20 protein-coding genes are annotated in these 21,089 nt (G+C 46.5%); 9 read left to right on the forward strand and 11 right to left on the reverse strand.

All coding sequences use genetic code 11. The features are described 5' to 3' along the window. From ACQ4MZ_RS16640 to ACQ4MZ_RS16655, 4 genes are all read right to left on the reverse strand, one after another. Positions 1–277: DDE-type integrase/transposase/recombinase (locus ACQ4MZ_RS16640; RefSeq protein ID WP_430846421.1), on the reverse strand; the 277-nt coding region annotated here is incomplete at its 3' end. 209 nt (positions 278–486) lie between these two features. Further along, positions 487–1,128, reverse strand: coding sequence for a DUF3885 domain-containing protein (locus tag ACQ4MZ_RS16645; RefSeq protein ID WP_430846423.1), 642 nt, complete (start codon positions 1,126–1,128; stop codon positions 487–489). Positions 1,129–1,349: 221 nt separating this feature from the next. Continuing rightward, a complete protein-coding gene (locus tag ACQ4MZ_RS16650; RefSeq protein ID WP_430846425.1) occupies positions 1,350–1,937 on the reverse strand; it encodes a DUF416 family protein in 588 nt (195 codons plus the stop codon). A gap of 661 nt (positions 1,938–2,598) precedes the next feature. Then, complete coding sequence (locus tag ACQ4MZ_RS16655; protein WP_430846427.1) at positions 2,599–5,382, reverse strand: CshA/CshB family fibrillar adhesin-related protein; 2,784 nt, start codon at positions 5,380–5,382, stop codon at positions 2,599–2,601. 306 nt (positions 5,383–5,688) lie between these two features. Between ACQ4MZ_RS16655 and ACQ4MZ_RS16660 the strand changes: the two genes are divergently transcribed. Both ACQ4MZ_RS16660 and ACQ4MZ_RS16665 read left to right on the forward strand, forming a co-directional pair. Further along, the gene (locus ACQ4MZ_RS16660; protein WP_430846429.1) at positions 5,689–6,312 is read left to right on the forward strand and encodes a hypothetical protein; all 624 of its coding nucleotides are present in this window, start codon (positions 5,689–5,691) and stop codon (positions 6,310–6,312) included. Between the two features lie 71 nt (positions 6,313–6,383). Then, complete coding sequence (locus ACQ4MZ_RS16665) at positions 6,384–6,770, forward strand: hypothetical protein (protein WP_430846431.1); 387 nt, start codon at positions 6,384–6,386, stop codon at positions 6,768–6,770. A gap of 521 nt (positions 6,771–7,291) precedes the next feature. On the opposite strand, the gene ACQ4MZ_RS16670 is transcribed toward ACQ4MZ_RS16665, so the two are convergent. Continuing rightward, on the reverse strand, positions 7,292–7,687 hold the full coding sequence (locus ACQ4MZ_RS16670; RefSeq protein WP_430846433.1) for a hypothetical protein: 396 nt from the start codon (positions 7,685–7,687) through the stop codon (positions 7,292–7,294). A gap of 183 nt (positions 7,688–7,870) precedes the next feature. Continuing rightward, positions 7,871–8,764: an alpha/beta fold hydrolase gene (locus ACQ4MZ_RS16675; protein ID WP_430846435.1), complete on the reverse strand. Its 894-nt coding sequence runs from the start codon at positions 8,762–8,764 to the stop codon at positions 7,871–7,873. A gap of 521 nt (positions 8,765–9,285) precedes the next feature. On the opposite strand from ACQ4MZ_RS16675, the gene ACQ4MZ_RS16680 reads away from it, so the two are divergent. From ACQ4MZ_RS16680 to ACQ4MZ_RS16700, 5 genes are all read left to right on the forward strand, one after another. Beyond that, positions 9,286–9,672: a hypothetical protein gene (locus ACQ4MZ_RS16680; RefSeq protein ID WP_430846437.1), complete on the forward strand. Its 387-nt coding sequence runs from the start codon at positions 9,286–9,288 to the stop codon at positions 9,670–9,672. A 242-nt stretch (positions 9,673–9,914) separates the two neighbouring features. Further along, complete coding sequence (locus tag ACQ4MZ_RS16685) at positions 9,915–11,357, forward strand: FAD-dependent oxidoreductase (RefSeq protein ID WP_430846439.1); 1,443 nt, start codon at positions 9,915–9,917, stop codon at positions 11,355–11,357. 19 nt (positions 11,358–11,376) lie between these two features. Beyond that, positions 11,377–13,050 (forward strand): hypothetical protein, encoded by a 1,674-nt coding sequence (locus tag ACQ4MZ_RS16690; protein ID WP_430846441.1) that lies wholly within the window; start codon positions 11,377–11,379, stop codon positions 13,048–13,050. Positions 13,051–13,381: 331 nt separating this feature from the next. After that, on the forward strand, positions 13,382–14,407 hold the full coding sequence (locus ACQ4MZ_RS16695) for a hypothetical protein (RefSeq protein WP_430846443.1): 1,026 nt from the start codon (positions 13,382–13,384) through the stop codon (positions 14,405–14,407). Between the two features lie 676 nt (positions 14,408–15,083). Beyond that, positions 15,084–15,764: a sensor histidine kinase gene (locus tag ACQ4MZ_RS16700; RefSeq protein ID WP_430846445.1), complete on the forward strand. Its 681-nt coding sequence runs from the start codon at positions 15,084–15,086 to the stop codon at positions 15,762–15,764. Between the two features lie 4 nt (positions 15,765–15,768). Here ACQ4MZ_RS16700 and ACQ4MZ_RS16705 read toward each other — a convergent pair whose 3' ends face one another. From ACQ4MZ_RS16705 to ACQ4MZ_RS16715, 3 genes are read right to left on the reverse strand one after another with little or no spacing between them, the layout of a single operon-like run. After that, complete coding sequence (locus tag ACQ4MZ_RS16705) at positions 15,769–16,569, reverse strand: helix-turn-helix domain-containing protein (RefSeq protein WP_430846447.1); 801 nt, start codon at positions 16,567–16,569, stop codon at positions 15,769–15,771. A gap of 26 nt (positions 16,570–16,595) precedes the next feature. Further along, the gene (locus ACQ4MZ_RS16710; RefSeq protein WP_430846449.1) at positions 16,596–17,555 is read right to left on the reverse strand and encodes an SDR family oxidoreductase; all 960 of its coding nucleotides are present in this window, start codon (positions 17,553–17,555) and stop codon (positions 16,596–16,598) included. Between the two features lie 9 nt (positions 17,556–17,564). Further along, entirely contained in the window at positions 17,565–18,626 is a 1,062-nt protein-coding gene (locus ACQ4MZ_RS16715) for an oxidoreductase (RefSeq protein ID WP_430846451.1), read from the reverse strand. Positions 18,627–18,947: 321 nt separating this feature from the next. Here ACQ4MZ_RS16715 and ACQ4MZ_RS16720 point away from each other — a divergent pair, with 321 nt between their 5' ends. Next, a complete protein-coding gene (locus tag ACQ4MZ_RS16720) occupies positions 18,948–19,139 on the forward strand; it encodes a DUF2188 domain-containing protein (protein ID WP_430846453.1) in 192 nt (63 codons plus the stop codon). 103 nt (positions 19,140–19,242) lie between these two features. Next, the gene (locus ACQ4MZ_RS16725; RefSeq protein ID WP_430846455.1) at positions 19,243–19,821 is read left to right on the forward strand and encodes a DUF4142 domain-containing protein; all 579 of its coding nucleotides are present in this window, start codon (positions 19,243–19,245) and stop codon (positions 19,819–19,821) included. 274 nt (positions 19,822–20,095) lie between these two features. On the opposite strand, the gene ACQ4MZ_RS16730 is transcribed toward ACQ4MZ_RS16725, so the two are convergent. Both ACQ4MZ_RS16730 and ACQ4MZ_RS16735 read right to left on the reverse strand, forming a co-directional pair. After that, complete coding sequence (locus ACQ4MZ_RS16730; RefSeq protein WP_430846457.1) at positions 20,096–20,875, reverse strand: Fpg/Nei family DNA glycosylase; 780 nt, start codon at positions 20,873–20,875, stop codon at positions 20,096–20,098. 2 nt (positions 20,876–20,877) lie between these two features. Continuing rightward, the gene (locus tag ACQ4MZ_RS16735) at positions 20,878–21,063 is read right to left on the reverse strand and encodes a DUF3606 domain-containing protein (protein ID WP_430846459.1); all 186 of its coding nucleotides are present in this window, start codon (positions 21,061–21,063) and stop codon (positions 20,878–20,880) included. Positions 21,064–21,089: the final 26 nt, after the last annotated feature.

Consider the following 21,089-nt stretch of genomic DNA (forward strand, 5'->3'; position numbering starts at 1 on the left):
TGTGGCCATTTTGCGTTGGCTTGCCTGGCTGTATAAATTTGGTTTCAATCCCTTTTTCCTCACACCAGATCGTGAAATTTCCGGAAGTGAATTCGGGTCCGTTGTCCGATCTGATTGCAATTGGGAATCCTCTGCTTTCACCAATACGATTCAAAGTCCTAATGATCCGCTTAGCGGAAAGTGAAGTGTCGATTTCTATGGCCAATGCCTCACGAGAACAATCGTCGATAACATTGAATCCGGGCCGCCGGTGCGGTGCGGAACCTGCGGTTGCCAATCATACTATCACTCCATACTTCATTTACCTGGGCAGGCGGTGCTAACGGTTGCCTAATCCGATCGGGTAATCGCCGCTTCCCCTTTCGCTTGCCCCGGGCCACCCGGATAGGAACAAATACGGACCAAGACCTAAGATGCCGGTCGAGGAATTTGTTTGAAATTGGCCCTTTGTGTAAAAGCTAGCGCACGTTCAAGTGGTTAACCAATTCACTCAAATTGTTTGTCAATCCGCTCTCGATCATAGCTAAGTATCAGGTCATTATGTCTTTCATAAATTGACCTCAACGTTTGTCTATCTGCTGCTATAATGTCAAGCCCTCGGTCATCATACATGTGAAGAATGAGTTTCTTCTCGATGTTTAAAAAATAAACTTCTTTGCTTGTCAAAGAACGATTATTGTCAAGCCTTGGCTGTCTAGGAGGAAAGTCCGAGTGTCCTATTGCAGCAAAAATATTCTCGAGGTTTATTCTGTCCGAGGTTAATTTAATAATAGCAACATCAAACTTGTCCTTGGGAGAATAAAGCCCCGTTTCTTTTGAGTAATAAACTTCTGATTTATTGAGGTTGCTAATTTGTTTGAATGTAAAATTCCCAAACCGTATTTTCCTACGCTTGTATTTCCAATCTAACATTACCAAGTACACGTTGTCAGACCTGCTAAATGCGGTTTGAAAAATTATCGAGGCTCTTCTGATAACTTCCTTGAAATATTCGTCAGTGCTCGTGTCACCACTTTGCAAATCAAAACGGAGGCCATGATTCCAGCTATAAAATAGCGGCATTTTAAACCTCAATCCTTTGAAATTGTCATTTAAGAACTGGCGACATTCAGTAGTAGTTGACTTCACCTTTTTTGTTTTTTTTAATACTCTAAGCGATAGATACGAAATTTTCGGTTCCACTCCACCGCTAAAAAGACAATGAGCGACTTTATATCCTCGCACCAGCAGGTGCCTCCCAAGAATTCTGGCGCGGAAGGTTAGCGCGGCATTTTTTATTTGGCGCAGCCTCCATTTTTATGCGAGAGATCGTCGAGCAGGACAACGAAAACGCAAGAATAAAATATAGACTACTCAATAATAGACAGTTGCGGCAGTAAACTATTGATCAACCCATCACTTACAGCATCGAGCTTTAAAATAGCGAGCTGCTTTATTAACAGCTCTTGCCTGGCTTTCTCCCGCAGCATCAAATGATCCGACTCGATTCGAGATTCACACGAGGGATCATTGCTATTAAAATCGTCTCGGACTTGGATAAACATGTCTACTGTATCCCTCGCACATAGAGCAACATTCACGACAGATTCTAGGTCCCGCGTCTTTATGTATTCCAGGGTACTTAAAACTGCAACACCAGCATCCAACGCCTGTGAACAAGCGATATCTGAAAAATCCTCCGTGTCGGGAATTACTAAATCAACAGCGTCAATTAAATCCTGTAGTTGCCGCACAGAGCATGGGCTATCCTCCTTCAGAACCAGAAAAATTTCATCAATTGCGTGCTGGATAACCTGAGGGCTACCCCATCCAAAAGCCGTGACAAAGTTCTCGTAGTTTGGGTAAAGATGGACGCAGGTTATAGCCGCGAAAAGTAACCTTCCTTTCTCGGACAATGAAAGTAGTGCAGTTCTTATGTCCAGTTGAAAACTATCCATGTGATATTTGCAGTGGGTTCCTTTGACTTTGCAAGGCAAAGACTGAACTATACTAAGGGGTTCCCAAAAGCAAGTTATGGGATATCATCGCTATATATTTTATCCTTTGGATCATCTTCGGATCTACCGACCAATAAGGAATTCACAAATCCCTCATCGGATAGATCGGCGTACCACCACCAAAACAAGCTAAAAGAATCGGTTACCGTTTCGGGTACCTATTTTGAAAGAAAATACAAGCAATTGACATATAAGCGCTTTCAGAATAAAAATTGTTCCCAGTGTGATAACCCAGAGTGCCTCAAAGGGTGCTTTTTTCATTCAAAGAACTCATTATTGCGAGTACTTAAAAAGATAAGAATACCATTCCAATCCAATAGGGCTAAACATCTGGTAACCTTTTCGGTAACCTGCCTTGCGTACAACAGTTTGGTTAACCTGGCCTATCAAGCCATAGATGTCCGTACAACGGTGAAACGGCATTAGAGTCAAGTTACTAAACTTAACCGATGGCCTCAATTTTGGGGAGTATTACACTTGGAGCCAACATAACGGTAATTAATGCCGCAACAAAGCGCATTGCCAGTACCTCCTCATTTTGTTTGGGTTCTTTTACTATCGAAGTAATATTAAGAGAATTTCTGTTTTGTTATCTGCTATGTTATCGCACAATGACCAGTTTTTGTCCCGGAAGATTGAGCGCGTTTTTACCGGTGGTTAGCACATAGCTTCCGTTTTCAAGGCTTTCCACACTAATTTTGCCATTGAGGACCTTCGTAGTTAGTTTTAATATCCCATTTAAATCGTACACCCGCACTTCCTCGCCATCCTGTTCGTGCACTTGTACGACGTTGCTGGCCGGGTTCGGGTAAATTTTGAAGTCGCCGACATTGAGCGAAACGTGGCGGATGGCACTCCAGGCGGAGGTGCCGTCCAGATCAACCATTTTCAAGCGGTAGTAATGATCGCCAGCCGCTATATTCGTGTGAATGAAGTCGTAGTGCCGGACTATTGTGCTGTTTCCTGCCGATTCGACCCCGCCGATAGCTAGCCAATTCCGACCTTCTATGCTGTGTTGTATTTCAAAATGGCTACTGGCTGATTCTTCGGTGGTCGACCAGTTCAGTACCACATTACGCTCGGCTATTCTTGCTGTAAAATCGACCAACTTGACGGGGAATGCTGCGTTGACCGTTACATTGAACGTACCCGGTGTGCTGCTTTTCACCCCGGCGGCATCCAGCAACGAATACGTGAACCCAACCGGATCACCCGGACCACCAGCACCTACCTGGCCGTAAAGGACTAATTTCGCCACATCCAGCGATGCAATGGTGGTATTTGAAGTGCCGGGGATTAACTCCTGCCCGTCGTAAAATAGTTTAGAATTGGGTTTAATGCTTTCTATGACAAAACTTTTGCCTGCATTGCAGCTGCCGGCTGCCACGCAATCTTCCGCGTCGCTACCCGCCAGCGAGCCACCCGAGCTGTAACCGGTCAGCGAGGCACTGTTCAGCGGAATGCCAAGGTAATCGGCGAGCGCAGGCCCACCCGCAGGCGATAGCGACAACGCCTCGTTTGGAACGACGAACGTCTTGCTTTCGGTAACCGGCCGGCGGTTGATCCCAAAATTGATGTTGGTCAGCGGATTATCCAATGTGACATTGATCCCGGCAATATTGGCATTAGGGGTGCCATCGCCGGTAGCCGTCGCGCCTTCACCGGTTGCTACCCAGCCCTGCGGCAATAATGCAGCGCCGGCGTTTTGCGTAAGGTAAGCATGGGCAGTTGTGAGCCGCAATTCATAAGTGCCATTGTATACATTAGGTAATGAGAAATTACCCGACGCGTCCACCGCCGAGAAGGCCCATACTTTTCCATTCGTGCCTACTGCAATAACATTCAGGCCACCTGCGTTGGTACCACCGCCACCTACCGCATTGTCCGTCATCCCATTGGCATCATTGAATACCTTTCCGGTAATCATGTTGGGTTTGGTCAGCCATATGCGGTGATCTTCGGTTTCTCCCTCGCCCAGGATAGCAATGCTTCGTTCGTCTGCTGGCGTGGCCGGGTCATCGGTCAGCGTCGCCGGGTCGGTGTAGGAAATTCTTACACGGGTGTAAGTTTGCCCGGCGCCGTAAGGAATGGACGTCAGGTTCCAGGTAAAATTAAGATCTTGCTGCGCATTATCATCCGTTAGCGTGTTCCAGGCAAATTCCGACGGACTGAAAACGCCATCCTGGTTAAAATCAATCCAGGCCGTGACGTAAGCCGGCGTGGCGGGATCGGGGGATTTTTTGTACGCCTGAACGGTATAGGAAAATGTGGGTGCAACACTGATCGGGAACACCGAAACTTCTTCAATATTCACAGGCCAGATGCCTTCGTCATATCCGGAATACTCGTCAGCAAAACCCCCATAGGTAGGGCCAAACGAATCGGCATCGGCGCCGTACATGCCGGTTCGCAAGTTCTTATAAAATGCCTCAGGAACGGTCCCGGGCTGGATACGGGGCGTGGCCGGTGACGACTGGTTCCAATTAAAGTAGTTAGTAATAGTAGCTGTGTTCCCCACCGGATCGCCTCCCGTGATGACAAATGGCTGCTTGTTAATGGCCATCCCGTAGGTCGGATCGCCGTCACCGGTATCATAGTAAACCATAAAGCCGAGCGCTATCGACGAGCCTGTGGCGCAATTCATTTCTATATTGGCCTGCAAGGGTGCGGCGGCCGAAGCTTCGGTTTTAATCGTATGAAATACCGCCGAATTGTATCCACCCACATGCGCCTTGACGGTTTTATTCGCATTTGTAAACACCGCAGAGGCGAGGTTGGAGCTGTGCGCTATCTCCCAGTCGGTTTGCGATGCCAGCTTCCATGCCGAGCCATTGGTGGTCGCCTGCACATAGTCGTTTATCGCGCCCACCACTTCGTTGCCATCCTCATTTTGCGCGAAAAACATGCTCAAGTCCATTGCTTGGCCGTACAACACTGCATGGGCACTGACCCGGAAATTGACCTTCAACCCCGTGCCAGCCCCAGCAAAATTGGGGGCAAGGCCAATGGGAGGATGTTCGCCCCACAAATCATGATAGTCATATAATGTCTGCGTTCCATCGGTAGCTTTCGTTCCAGGCGTGTAGCCAATGAGTTTGGTATTATCCAGCGTGCCAGGTGCCTGCACCGTGCCCGAAAAGCTGATCTCGTCCAGCACCACCGTCACGATCATATCCCCAAAATTGATGGTGCGTGTGATGCTCTGACCCGCGACCAGCCCGTTGGCCGGCAGAATATCATCCCAGGTAAGCCACGCCAACGTAGGTCTGAACACGCCCGTGCCATATTGCGGCCAGGTGGCTTGCGAAAATGCGTTGTGTATCGGTAGTAAATGCCGCAGGAGCAACATGGCGACCAAAATCCTCCTTAGGTAAAATCTCTTCATGGGTATGTATGTTAGCGATTGTAACAGGTTGCAAAAGTACCACTTCCGCCGATAAAGCATCTTTAAGTAACCGATATTTATCAAGAGGTAACCGTCAGTTATTTTACGAAAAGTTTTCCAATAAACACTCTTCGGATACAGGGCCATTATAGGTCACTGTAAACTAATATCACCTTATTCCAAAGCAATACCTTGCATTTACCAAGCGGGCAGTTTGGATAGTCCTGGTGATCACGTATTGCAACAAATCATTGCACATTACCGGTAAGCTTATATTTTTGAATAACTTTTCAAATTCTCCTCACATTGAAAAAATTGCTGATAATAGATGCGGTGACGATAACGGTGCTTTTTATGGCAGCTGTCGCCCCCAACTATTACCTAAATTATCAAGTGTATGCTAGTGTATTGGATTCACTCTCTGGCTTCGAATGGCTTACCTTTTTAGGTATATTAGCGGCAGGTGCCCTGGTTTCTGCTCTTTTTGCATGTATCAAATTTAAAAACATCCCATTCAAGCGTCGATTTCTAGGAGCCGATGTTTTCTTCAACCTGGCATTTCTCCTTTTCATTTCGTACCACGGGATCTTGGCAATTCTTAAAGCCGAAAGGGAATACGAAGCATTGTTATCTGAGTACAAAATCAAGGCTGAATCCGACATAAAGAATGGGCTTATAGTTTATGAGACCGCCGGATTGTCAATATCATCGGGTCTAGTAGAGCAAATAAAGGAGGATAAGATCGACAGCCTAATGAGGACATATGGTATTGAAAGCCGGAATATCGGATGTATGGTGACAGCTCCGTTGCTAAAAGCCCAATCCGAATACGAACAGCTTACGGCGCCATTTCTGGATCGAAGAAACGGCCCTGGATGGCAACATAGGATGGAGTTGCAAATTGAAAATATCAGAAAGGGGAAATTCTAAACTATTCGACTGGAAAGTGTTGAACCAGTTAAAAGCAGAAACACGAGAGCAACTCAAGCGTTTAGACAACGATGGAAAGTTACACCTCTTATTTCTACACCCTTAGGCGGTTACACGACTTTCGTGTAAAATATCAATTTCTTCCACAAGCAGATGAAAGTCCTCGTTATATACTTCAAGGAGCTAGGCTTGATTTTCGCTATGCCAATGATGGCCCCTTGAAGAACTCCCACTACATAATTTGGCCAGAGTTTGAAGATGACGGAGGGTTCACTATTTTAAGTAAATGGTTGCCCATTCAGCCTTCGGGTACTGCCAAGATGTGGATTGTAAACCAAAAATTGCGCGAATATCACCAACTGCATTTGAAGGTTGGGTTGATTGGTTATATGACTAGCGGATCTATCGATATTGCTATTTGTGAGGTAGTCGAATTAATGAATCTTGGTACACTCTGATCTCCCTTACGGTTGTCATTCAATTCGTCTGCAAAGTTGGCTGTGCAAAGAGTTGTACTATAACTACTCGTTTTTGAGCGACTGGTGATTATGACTTTCCGTCTCTATTCTCTGTTCTTACTTGTTCGCAAAACCATGAATAGCCCTTCAACCGCGATCGGCCTGATGTTCATTTGTGCCACAACGGAATCTGGCGGCCGGGCACTCCGAAGTCGTTGGCTGGTCGGCTTTAAAATGTCCGCTCCTATAATTTGCAAAGAGATCAACAGATTGGAGCAACTTATAAGCTTCCCCGCATTTGTAAGTTAACCCTTTGCCAAGGCAAAAAGTCAGGAATATACTTTTGGACTTCACGCTGAATGTAGTAAAAGCCTCTTTTTAAACGAGTCAAAATGAGTGCTAAAAAGCGTTTTCGGTGGTTATCAAAAGTTTCACAAGCCAATTATACCTCAGATGAATTTGGTTGGGAAAGTGACGATGAGCCGGACATCTCCAGGCAGGTCTATTTAGGTTTAGTGTAATCAGCCCTTTCGACGATCTATCATCTTTTCAAAAAGAGCGACAAATTGTTCGCATGCCTTTTTATCGCGTAGTTCAATTGCCCAATAGGCATGCCGAAAAGCCGGATCGCTTGTTTTTGTTACAGCCGTTCCATTTTGAAGGAAAAATTTGACCTGATATTTTCCTCCATCTTTCTCACAGCGTACCAGCGTCGTTTCTGCCAGAGGGATTAAATATTCGTCGATTTGTAATACTTGGTTTCCTGCCATCAGCTGAACAGCGGGATGTTTATCTGGGTTAGCTTGAGCCAGCAAGGCCTGAAGATCTGTCACTTCTTTTGGGGCTTTGCTCTGTTGCGAGTGAACACTACCGCATAAAAGGTAGGTAACGAGGAAAGTAAGTGTAATTTGTTTCACGTTGAATCAGAAAGATTAGAGTTTCGACTGTAAGATGTCAAAAGGTGAATTAAGGTTGCATCATGGTTCGAAGACGACTTTTCTTCCTTTGCGTGCACCAAAAATTAAAAGACCTCCCGGTTTAGTTTAAATGAAATCTTTCGCACGTTCAAACCTTGTTACTACAAGTGGTCTTATTGTGTTTCAATTCCCCCCGGATTTGTCCCGGGCACTTTGTGCAGCTACAAAATCGGTTATGAGCTTCGATACATCATCAAAATGTGTGTCCAGCACATCGTGTCCCCCGTCTAAAATATGGATTTGAGCGTCAGGTAAGTTGTGTTTATAGCTCGCTACCTCCTTCACTGAAAAAAACATTTCGTATTTTCCCCAGATAACAAGCGCCGGGGGCTGGTAATTGCGCAAATATTCCTGGTAAGCAGGGAACATTTCCAGATGAGTTTTGAAATCGCAATTTAGTTCAAACTGCTTTTCAATGTTACCCGGTCTTTTCAAAAACGCCCAGTCAAGCATCCATAGTTCCGGGCTGACCCTGGTTAATACGTCTGGGGGAAGTCCTCCAAAGTATTGATTTTTGATACCTTCCTCACTTAGGAATTGAATGAGCTTTTCCTTTTTTTCAGGGGTCGGGTTGTACCAGTAATCGATATACTCGTCCCATTCCGGCCCCATTCCTTCCCGATGTGCGTTGCCACTCTGAACAATTATTCCGGCAATCTTTTCGGGGTGGCTCATGCATAGCTGCAGCCCAATCGGTGCGCCATAATCATGGAGATAGATAAAGAACCTTTTCAGATCTATGACTTCTGTAAATTTGTTGATTAATGCCGAGATGCCTCCAAATGTATAGTCAAAATCATCTGGTATGGGAAATTGACTGAAACCAAAACCCGGATAGTCCGGAGCGACGAGATGATATCTATCAGACATAGTAATCATCAAATTTTTAAAAGCTACCGATGACGTGGGAAATCCATGCAGTAGCAATAGAGCTGGACTCCCCTTTTCTCCGGCCTCCCGATAGAAAACGTCAATTCCGTCGATTGAAATAGTTCGATTGTGAATTTGTCTTGACATTGCTTTTGAATTTGTTTAATGATGGGGGACATGGCGCAACAAACTTCGAAGGTCAATTTTCGTACAGTACAACCTGGAAGTTAAAGCGGTTCGATACTTTTCGCATTTTCTGCATACAGCTCCTTAAGAGCTTGGGTAAATTGTCCTCTCCGGCAATAATCTGCCAGGCGGGTTGCAATTTGGTCGACGGTCATATCTATTTGAAATTAGCGATAGCGATGGGGAGTCGAGTAAAAAATTTCATTCTCAAATCGATGAGCAATAAGTGTTCCTCAACGATGATATTTGTCAAAATTTACATTTACTCCTGCCAGGAAGAACTGACAGCTCAACACCTTAGAAATGGATGCCGAAACAGGCCGCGAAGCCATTTCGGTTCGCCTAACCTACGCTATTTGAACGGTTCCCTCCGCGTTTGGCACTTATCAAGCGTAAAATGCCACGCTTCGGCAAATAAAACTTCGCCCGCCGCTGTATCCCGGACTAGTTTTGAACTATCAAAAATAGAAATTTAAAAAGTCATGAAAACATTCAAACACACAACCTTCGGTGCAAAACTATTTGTAATGGCGGCAGCCCTTTTGATCTCCTGTAAGGACGACGAGGAAAAATCGGCCCCGGAACCGATGGGATCTTTGGTTTCCTATACGACCATCAGCTCGACCAAGTTTGATCGTATAGATATTACCGTCAGCGGTGAAGTCAAGGCAGTGCTGAGCGGGACGTCATTCCTGAAACCGGCATGCGGGACACCGGCCTCAAAGTCGGTCAGCAACATTGCGCTGCCGGCCGGCACCCACATGATCGGCGCGAAGCAGTACAAAGACGGGAAGGTGGTTGGGAGTTGGTCGGAAGCACCGACAAAAATCACCGCCGGCGACTGCAAGAAGATTGCCTGGAACGAATAACCCTGCAAGAGAACATGAAAAATGTCTGGTTTCTGCTTGCGGCGATATGCCTGGCCTTGCATGGGTACGGCCACGCACCGCAAGTTTTGCATCAGGTATTAATTCATCAATGGCACATCGACCGGCATTTACGGCGAATTTTAAAGGTTAAGAACCATCCTGATTTTCCTCGTCATTGAAGTGGCGCAGTTTACCCGATTGGGGGAAGTCGTTAAAGCTTTTTTGTTTTCAATATTCCAATTATGCGTACAGTAGCCATTATTGGTGCCGGACCGGCGGGGCTTACCGCCGCTTATGAACTTGCAAAGCGCAACTACAAAGTCGAGATATTTGAAGCTCAGGATAAAGTTGGCGGCATGTGCCGGACCATAACGCTCTGGGGATGCCGCGTGGACTTGGGACCTCACCGGTTTTTCAGTAGCGACAAACGGATCAATGAACTTTGGTTGGAGCTTGCTGGCAATGACTATCGGATGGTGAACCGGCAAACGAGGATATTCTACAAAAGCCGGTTCTTTCACTACCCGCTCAAACCTGTGAATGCGCTAAAAAACCTGGGGATGGTTGAGGCATTGCGCTGTCTGCTGAGCTATTGTTTTCAAAAGGCAGCTCCGGTTCCTTTGAAAGGTGATTTTGAGAGCTGGGTCGTTAACAGGTTTGGCAGAAGACTGTTCTCTATCTTCTTTAAGAATTATTCTGAAAAGCTATGGGGAATTAAGTGTAACGAGCTGGACGCCGATTTTGCTACCCAGCGGATCAAGAAACTCTCACTGTATGAGGCAATCAAAAATGGCTTCACGGGCAACAGTGGCCGGCACAAAACCCTGGTAGACCAATTTGCCTACCCGGTACAAGGAACAGGGATGATCTATGAGCGTATGGGAGAATACGTTCAGGGGCGGGGCGGTTGTATTTTCTTAGGCACCAAAGTCAAGCGGGTAATGGTAGAAAATCATGTTGCCTGTGGTATCGAACTTGAAAATGGCTGTGTAAGGTACTACGATGCCATCGTAAGCACGATGCCCTTGACAACGCTTGCCCGCAATCTGGAAGGCACACCTGCGAATGTGCGCGAAAGTTTACGCACACTCACGTTCCGGAACACGGTGCTGGTGTACCTGCTGGTCGACGGCAAGGACTTGTTCGATGATCAATGGCTATATATCCATTCGCCGGGCCTGAGTGTAGGGAGAATTACCAATTTCCGGAACTGGTTGCCGGATTTGTACGGCAATTCGGAGAAGACAATCCTGGCGTTGGAGCTGTGGTGCAATGCAGACGATCCGATGTGGCATGCTACGGAGGAAAGCCTGGTCGAAATCGCGAAATCCGATCTGGCTAAAACAGGGCTGGGTAAGGGGCTGCCGATCATCGATGGAGCGGTTTACCGCATCCCTAAATGTTACCCGGTATATTCCAAAGGATATATGGAAGCGCTTCTTCCGGTCCAACAATATTTCTCCCGGATAGCTAACTTGTATCCCATCGGAAGGTATGGTGCATTCAAGTATAACAACCAGGATCATAGCATCCTGATGGGGATGCTGGCAGCACAAAAAATTGATGGAGATGAAAGCATCGACCTTTGGGGTGTCAATACTGATTACGAGAACTATCAGGAAAGTGCACTAATAACAGAGACAGGACTAAAAATCACCACGAATGCCGACTCCATCGCTTCGTGATCATCTTACTTGACTTGCCATGCTCGATTTTGACGAATGGTTGACCAATTACACCTGGACCGGGTTTATCCTGGTCTTAGTAGCGGTAGGCTTTTACTACAAGGCTTCGGTACCGGATAGGGTTACCCGTCTGCCTTCAAACGTATATTGGGCTGGTTTGCTTTTAGGGCTTCTCTTGTTGATGAGGCTTCCTTTTATTGCTTACAATCGCGAACTGGACGTTGACGAAGGTCAGATGCTGGCGCAGGCGATGAGCTTAAAGCAGTTGGGGGGATACTGGCAGTTTGTGGACGGCTTGACTCAAGGGCCGCTCACAAGCTATGCCCTGATTATTCCTTCGTGGCTGGGATTGCCGTTCGACTACACTTCTGGCAGGCTCATGGGGGTACTCTTGCTTTTTCTGACTTTGCTGGCTATTTTTTTTACGCTCAGGAATCTGTTCCGAAAGACAGCCGCTTTGATGGTTTTTACGCCTGTTGCGTGTTTCTTCTTATTGAGTCAGGGAGTGTTTTCGACACTTTACAACGAGTATTTGGTGATGTTCCTGTTGGCATTATGCTTCTGGCAGTTTTCAGCTGTTCACCGCCAAACCCAACCACGGTCTTATCAACTGTTACTGCTCGGTTTCTTGGCGGGCATGGTGCCGTTCGCCAAATTGCAGGGTGTCCCTACGGCGCTTTTGATTGTGATTTTTACTGTGATTCTCATCGTGAAACGCAGCCAATATAAAATCAGACATCTAGCTTGCCTGGTCGGTGCAGGCATACTTTTTCCGGCGATTGTGTTGGTACAGATCATTCGCTATGACGTGCTGGACTATTTCTGGCAGTTCTATGTGCTTGGCAACATGGAGTATTCCGGCGGCGGCTCCATTTGGGACAAAGCATTGCGGTATCCCGGGTTTCTGCGTCAATCGGGGCAATTCTTTTATTTCTTTATTTGTAACGCGTTACTGATCGTTGGTGCGGCGGCAAAATTGATATGGCCAGGCGGGCGACACGGGGTATCGCGGCTGATTTTCTGGTTCGGATTGTTGCATGTAATCATCGGTTTTTTCGTGGTCATCAAACCGGGTTATCTGTTCCCGCACTACCAATTGTTTTTAATTATTCCCCTGACGGTATTGGCCGGGACGATGGTAGAGAGGGGGGCCGAACCGCCTTCATGGAGCAGCCTTCAAAAAAACGCAATGGTATCGGCCTGGTTGCTGACATGTTTCGCTCCGCACTTTGTCTCGAAATGGGCGTCAACGACGAGCCGGTCTTCGGGATCGGTAACTAGAATCAGCAGAACCGACCTTGGAAAACCGCTTGTGATGTCGCCTGTCGGAAATACCATTCTGCGGTTTTCACGGCCCGGCGAGCTGCTTACCATATGGGGATGGCATCCGGCGTATCATCTGGAAACGAGGTTGTCTCAAGCCACAGCCGATGTAATCCCTTTTCGGGTTCTGACGCCTGGTCCCAGGCAGCAAAGTCACTTGCAAAGGTATTTACGGGATTTGGAGAAAAACATGCCGGTAGTTTTCGTCGACCAGATTACCACTGCTTCGTTCTGGTTCAACGATCCCGCTCAATTTGGGCATGCCCGGATACCGGGCCTTTCCAGCTTTATTTCAAAACACTACCATCAAGTAGCCACCATCCATGGTGAAACGATATATGTCCTGAAAGAGAGGCTTTCCGCTCGCTAGCTGTTTCCGGGGAAAACAATAAACTTTGCAGCGATTGCTGAATTTTGCCTTCCCTGTCAGGCCAGCGAAACATTGGGTCATGAAATAACTGTTTTATCGAGTTCATGCGCCGAGAACATCCGGGACTTTTTGCTAAAGACGTATCTACGAAATATCGTCGGGTACGATATCAACTGACGAAATATAGAAGCGACGCCAGGGATGTGTTCTATTTAAGTCGTTAATAATCAATTACTATAAAGATTGGCTTGGTTTCTTTGGATCATGTGAGCATGTACTTGGATTAATTATCCAGCATCAATATGACCTTCAATTACCAAACTGATAATTTATGGCATCTTCACCTACTTACCGTACAATTCTGATTACCCTGTTGATTGCATTGTTTTCCCCTTGGCGGGGGAATGCGCAAATGCCAATGCCGCCTAAAATCCCGATCTGGGATGCCAATCAAATCACATTACGGCTGCAAAAAGTCGCTGAGAATATTTATGCAGTTGTTCCCAGCACGGCCGGATCAGAAACCACACTAGGTATTCCGCAGGCGACTACGGCTGGTTTTGTTGTTGGTAGTAACGGGGTATTACTCATTGAAACCATGATCAATAAGCGTCTATATGGCCAATTAATCAAATTGCTTCGATCAGTTACCTCAAAACCAATTATATACGCAGTCAATACCAGCGACCACGGAGACCACTGCTTCGGAAATTACCTGCTGCCCGAGCAGACCATCGTCATTCAAAACGAGTTTTGTCACAACAATCTGACAGGAAATTATGAGGCTATCAAGCAATTCATGATAACACTTTTTGGTGCCGGTCGCGGTATTGAAGAAAGCGTTCACCGACCGGCAAACCTGGTCGTACCGCTCGACCAGCATATGAAGATTGACATGGGAGGTGGTACAACGGTCGAGTTAATTAACGTAGGCACTGCCCAGTCACCGGCCGACCTTTTCGTGAGAGTGAGACGATCGGATCGCACGGTCTGGTGGGTTGGCAATCCGTTCATTGCTGAGAGTCCCACAATTCCATGGTTGTTTGACGGCTATTTCCTCGATCCGGTGTCGAATCTAAAACAGATATACGATATGATTGGAGAAGATGACGTCGTGGTGCCCGGCCATGGAAGAATAACTGACAAAGACGGTATTCGATTTACAATTGACTACGTGTTGGCCTTGCAAGACAAGGTCACAAGGGCCGTTGAATCTGGTCTTTCCCTTGTTCAGACCCAAGAAACGGTTACTATGGAAGAATTCAATAAGGGATACCAACTTTTCAACTGGCTTCATTTTAACTTTAATGTCCCTAATGCGTATAAAGATATCAGTAACCAAAAATTAAGGAGGTAATCCTGCGATGGTTTCATTGCCGCTGGCCTGAATTATGAAATGAGCAAAGGGAATTGACAACGAACACCTGGCTAGCGTCAATTACCGTCGATGGCGTCTTGCTTACCTTTGCCTGGTAGTCATAACCGTGTTCATCAAACATCTCACTGGCATCTTGACCGGCATTTGCGAGCGGCAACACCACTTTTTCATTGACCTTCCCGCCTTCATTTCCATATCGGCATACCGGTCGAATTTGAATCCGGCCTGGTTTGCAAATTATTGTCCAATTACCTTAACAATACGATGATGAAAACAATATCCTACCGCTACATTTTTTTCCTGCTAGTTGTCACATTTATCCATTTAAACCCAATTGCCATGGCACAGGAAAGACCTTTGAATCCAATTGCTCATGTCGATGCGGTCCAAATTGCATTGCTGCAAGCTGGCGCGGTTATCAGGCAAAGTCTCTCAAAGTGATTAAAAGAACCGTACTATTTTTTTTGCGTATATATAATTGCGTTATTAATCGAGATTTGTAAAATGAAAATTACGAAATTGTCCTGGGCTGGCCTGATGATAGAGGCAGGTGATATGACACTTTATATCGATTATCGCAGCGGTAATAATTCTTTTGATGCTGGTGCTTTCGCTATTTAGCAGGTGGAAAATAAGCAGGGCGTTCAGCCGTAGCATGGAGGAAAAAAATAGCAAACTCGAAATTTTATTGAAGGAAAAGGAATGGTTGATAAGGGAGGTTCACCACAGGGTAAAAAACAACCTGCAAATGATTGTCAGTTTGATAGATTCACAAGCCTCCTATTTAAATAATGGTGCGCTGGATGCAGTGCTGGATAGTAAACATCGGATTGAAGCGATGTCCTTAATTCATCAGAAGCTTTATCTGTCCGAGGATGTGACCACCGTCAATATGCGTTGGTATATCAACGAGCTAATCACTTATTTAAAGGACTGCATCGGTTCGAATCAAAGCATAACGTTTACCTCTGATTTGGAAGAAATTTACCTGGATGTTTCAAACGCGGTTCCGATCGGGTTAATTTTGAATGAAGCAATTACCAATTCGATCAAACACGCGTTTCCTGATAACGAACCGGGTTGTATCCGTGTGGCCTTCGGCGGCGAAGAGGAAAACGTGAATCTGGTTGTTTCTGACAATGATATCGGCCTCAGCCCGGATTTCGATACCCGCCGCGCCGGCTCGCTGGGTATGAACCTCATGTACGGCCTTGCGACAGAGGTAAATGGAGATTTGACCATTGATGGCGCCAATGGTACGACCGTGTCAATTTCCTTTGTATTGCCAAAGGTACTGCAGCCTTTTTCTTCGTCTGTTGTTGCGGGTAATGACTAGATACCTATGTCTGCCGCATTTGCGGCATCACTTCCGACGGAGCACGGCCGAACTCCTTCTTGAAAACAAATGAGAAGTGAGATAGGTCTTCGAATCCGACTTCCAGATATACCTCGCTCGGCTTGCGATTCTGCCGGTTAATTTGAAAATATGCCTCTTCCAGGCGTTTCTTTTTGAGCCAGCTTCCCGGGTTTGTGCCAAAGGTTTTTTGGAAATCACGCTTGAAAGATGACAAGCTTCGACCGGTCAGGAAAGCAAACCGTTCCAGGCTGATATTGAACCGGAAATTATGGTTCATAAAAGTTGTCAGATCAATTTTGGCAGGATTGGCGAAATTGAAAAAGATATCGGCCATATCCGGATCTGTCTTTAATATAATTGTCAGTAGTTCTTCTCGCTTGATGTCGGCAAATGCTTCATCGATGTGAGAATCCCCTGTATAATAGGGTTCGAGCGATTGGATATAGTGTTTAATCAGTTTGTTCTGCGGAAGAAAAAGGAATGAATCGCCGGTACTTGAGGGATGTGTCTGAACGGGGTGCCGCTCCAAAAATGCCCTTAAAAACGGCTCGTCAAACGTAATGATAATCTTCTCAAATTGATTATCAACCTTATACTTGGTGTAGCGGACCAGATGGTTTTTCCTGGCGATGCAGTAATCGCCAGGAACCATGTGATAATACTTGTTGCCGTCAAATGCCTTCATTGACCCTTTCAGCAGATATAGAAAAAAGTGCTCGGGGATGAATTGCTCCGGTGATATTTCCGGGCCGAGGTGACAGGATTGAATGTTGTTTATTTTCAATGTCTCAGCTTTTGATACCTGCAAATTTACCGATTAAATAGCGAATCAATACTCGCCAGTATAGCTTCTTCCCGGGATCTGGGGTGCCAGTCGAGCGTTGTTACAGCTTTTTGATTTGACATCTGAACATAATGCTCCTTTTCGGTAGGCTTCATATCGGCAACATTGGTAGCAAGCGCCGGCCGGTGCTGTTTGATAAATTGTGCTACATCGTAAAAGCTCATGGCGCCATCGGAAGTCGTAAGAAAGCGTTGTCCTTTTGCCTTCGGGTGCAGCATTGCCTTGATGTGAAGGGCTGCCGCATCCCGGACATCTACCACGCCAAATGTATGTGCCGGACTTTCGGTGATGGTGCCGCTAATTATCCCTTTGATGACCGTGTCCAGCGAGGCAGAAGAAATCTCTCCCAGTACGGGGCCGAAAATTCCAACAGGATTTATTACAGTTAGTTCCATATCCCTGCCCTCGTTTTCGATAAAGAGCCAGGCAGCCTTTTCGGCGATGGTTTTTGATTTAATATAGGGCATGATCGGCGCGCGCTCGTCGGTCCAATCCTCTTCGGTGAAAATGTGATTTTGGGGATCTTTACTGTAACCGATTGCCGCAAATGAAGATGTAAGCACAACCCTTTTTACACCGGCGTTCCTGGCTGCTTTCAACACGCGTAAGGACCCGTCCCTGGCTGGTATGATCAGTTCGTTTTCATCTTTCGGTTGCTCGGCCGGAAATGGAGAGGCTATGTGTAATACATAGTCACAATTTCGCATTGCCTCATTCCAACCCTTGTCGGCGCTCAGATTTGCCTCGTAAAAGGACAAATTGTCGAATTCAGTAAGCCCACCTTCTTTCAACGCTTGGATTATGCTCTCTCCTCGGGTGAGGGAACGCATGGTGGTTTTCACCTTATATCCTTGCCGAAGCAAACGCAAGATCGTATGAACGGCCAGAAAACCGGTTCCGCCCGTCACTAATACTGTTTTGTTCATGTCCTGATTTTAAAAATGAAATTTTGTGTTAGTTACTGTTTCTGCGTAATCCCAAAGCTGCTGTGCCAAAACCTGGTCGTTCATTGACGGCGTGGAATGCTTTGAGCGTGCCGGGTAGCCGGCGTATTCGTTTTGACCATCAGGTCCGATAAACTCGCCTCCTTTGATGGAGTTGTCAGTAGCAGCAAACAGGCTGGGTAGTGCACCTTGCCAAGGCTCCATAACTGCTTCGTATTGAGCAAACAGGCCTGTTAGTATCTCGCTGCTGATATGCCTTTGCAGGTCCGTGCGTGTTACACCCGGGTGTGCAGCCACTGATAATATTTTGCTGTTGCCGGCTTTCAACCTGCGATCCATTTCGTAAGTGAAAAGGACGTCGGCAAGTTTGCTGGTAGCGTATTCCCGCCACGGGTCGTAGGGCTTTTCGAGTTTCAGATTGCCAAAGTCGATACCGGACGCCAGCGTCGCAGCGCCGCTGGACAGCGTCACCACCCTGGCGCCGTCAGACACTTTCAACAAGGGGAACAAATGCGCCGTGAGGGCAAAGTGCCCAAGAAAATTGACCCCGAATTGCAATTCAAAACCATCATTTGTTTTAGATGGCGGAGGTATCATCACACCTGCATTATTGACAAGAATGTCTAAACGCCGGTGACTGCTTCTGAACTTTTCAGCAAAGGTTTTAATTTCATCCAGGCATGCCAGGTTCAGCACGCCGATTTCCAAACTGCCTGCCTTTGCGGATTCTTTGGAGATCGCTTGTGCCGCCGCAATTGATTTTTGCATGTTTCTGGCGCCCACTGTTACACTGGCTCCCTTGGCGTACAGTGCCTTAGCCGTTTCGTATCCGATCCCTGTGTTGGCCCCTGTAACGATAACTGTTTTGCCTGTTAAGTCAGGTATGTCGTTTGATGTCCACATTACTTGCGATATTATTTTCTGCAAAATTCGGCAAATCGACGGGTGATAGCTTTGTTGTGAAGTCCAACTTTGCTTTGCTGTGAAGTCCAGTGCATTGGTCGGTAAACCTGGCTGCCGATGTAAAAACAGAAATAACCGTGCTGTTATCAATACGGAAAAAATGAATTTGACCGGTTGCCAATAAAGTGGGCGGGAGCCTTATAGGAAGAATGGTCTTAGTCGTCGGTGTCCTTAAAATTGTAGTTCAAACAGCGCTGTCAATCTCCTCAAGTCATCCAGCAAATGATTCGACTTTTGCACCGTAGGGTATATGAATATGGCTGTAAACAAGTGAACTATAATGTTTACACACTTTTTACACCCAAATAAACCGGTTTATAGCTGGTGCTTGTGGGTCTTTGAGCGTTTCTAAGCTGCCGCAGGCGCGTTTTTTGCTGCATTTTCGCCATTGTCATTTAAATAACTATGGTTATGCCTTGGTACAACGGGGATTACCCACCATCCTACAAGAATCAGCCAGTGAAAATTCGTGAGAAGGCTGTCGAAATTGCTAATGCTTTATTGGAAGAAGGAGCGGAGGAGGGCGTTGCGATTGCCACCGGGTTAAAACGAGCGCGCGAAACATTCAAAAAGAACTCTGCCCAAAAGGAAAAAAGCGAATGAGGCTCTCCGCAGAAGATTCAATTGAGCGGGCATGCTTTTTTAAGACATGGCGAGCTACTGTTTAAACAATAGTCTGTTAATGCCACTTAAACAAATTCGTAAAATGAAACCAGCAACCACATTACTGACATTAGCCACCGCCGCCATGCTGTGGGGTTGTGGCACATCCAATTCCACCGATTCCACCGAGGCCGCCGATAGCGCCAATGAAGCTATGGCCGATAGCGCGGGAACAACAGCCGCCACGGCTGTTGCCGAGGAAGATGCAAAATTCGCCGTCGATGCAGCAGATGGCGGGATGGCCGAAGTCGCGCTCGGAGAGCTGGCACAAAACAAGGGGACCGATCCGAAGGTCAAGGAATTCGGTAAAATGATGGTGACCGACCATACGAAAGCCAATGATGAGCTCAAAGCGCTCGCTGCGGGCAAAAACATCACCCTACCTGCCGTGCCGAGCGAAGACAAGCAAAAAGTTGAGACTGATTTATCCGCTAAAAGCGGCAAGGACTTCGATAAAGCCTATATCGATCAGATGGTCGACGATCACCAAAAAACCGTTAAACTATTTGAGGACGGCCAGAAGAATGTGAAAGATGTCGAGATCAAAGCCTTCATTGACAAAACACTGCCGGTACTTAGATCTCACCTGGACCACATCAAAAGCCTTGATAAGGCGAAATAAATCATAATTGGTTTTCGGGCTGGCGGCTGCTGATGGCGACCGTCAGCTTTTTATTTTTACTTTAAATCTACGTGCAAATGAAAAGTATATTGATGGTGTTGACATCCCATGCGCAAATGGAGCATACCGATGGCACAACCGGTGTGGCTGGGTGAGTTTGCTTTTTAAGTGGAAAGCGCATCGCCGGCTTCACGAATAACCCCTTGTCAGCCGGCCCGACGGCCAAGGTGCTTATCGCGTTGCTTAAAGAGCAGCCCGTCGATGCTTAGCTGCGCTACTTATATAGTTTCTGTTCATTTGTGTAATAGGTCTTACGGCCACCGACGGTGGTCGTAATGATTTTTGCCCCAGTAGGGCTCGTTTCCTTTTTTGGATTGTGGATTTGTAGAAAATCTCTTATTTCACCACTGATAATATCCGGCTGCGCTTTCATAATTGCCTTTTCCGCATCAGCTAATACTTTTCCGATGGTCACACTCAGCGCCTTAACCGCAGCCGCAGGAATTTGGCCGGCGATGGACTCTGGATTAATCCTGGCTTCCCAAAGTATCTCATCGGCGTAAGCGTTACCGATTCCCGCAATCACTTTTTGGTCCATCAGCAGCGACTTGATCTTCGCGCGGCTCTTTTCAAGCTTGGCGGTAAGCCAGCTGGCGGTTAGCTCATCGGACAATGCATCAACTGCCTTGCTTGGCTTGGGGTTCAACAGTAAGTGCGCTGCCTTTTGAAAGTCAGTTAAGTAAAGCACCTTCCCACCCAGCCAGAGACCTGCGATTACCTGTTTAGGCGGATCGTCCTTATGATCTTGCAAAAGTAGTTTCCCATGAAGCATCAGATGCATAAATAGCTGTGCATCTTTTCCGAAATCAAAACAAAGCTGCTTCCCGACACGCGTCACCCCGTGAAGTTTCTTGCCGGAAAGCAGCTCATTGAGCTCCTTTTCAGAAACTTTCATTTTGCTCGTCTGGAGCAAGGTGGCTTTCTCCAGTTTGCTACCTTTCAGTGTCTTTGATAGGTTTCGGGCAAATACCTGTAGATCCGGAAGTTCGGGCATAACTACTTGCTTTGACGTTTCAAATATAGTTGAACTTTCGACCGGTCATTGCCGACTGCTTTGATCGCACCCAGCACGTCTTGCCTGCTGACGCCGTGTTCATTAGCTACGTAATCCAGTTCGTAATCTTCATCAGCGGCGATCTTGTTGCGGTCGCGAAAGTCTTTTTTTAATTTATCGTCTGCCATGACTTGTGTTTTTATCTTCAACAATC

It is taken from the genome of Dyadobacter sp. BHUBP1, from assembly GCF_050587785.1.
Lineage (GTDB): Bacteria > Bacteroidota > Bacteroidia > Cytophagales > Spirosomataceae > Dyadobacter.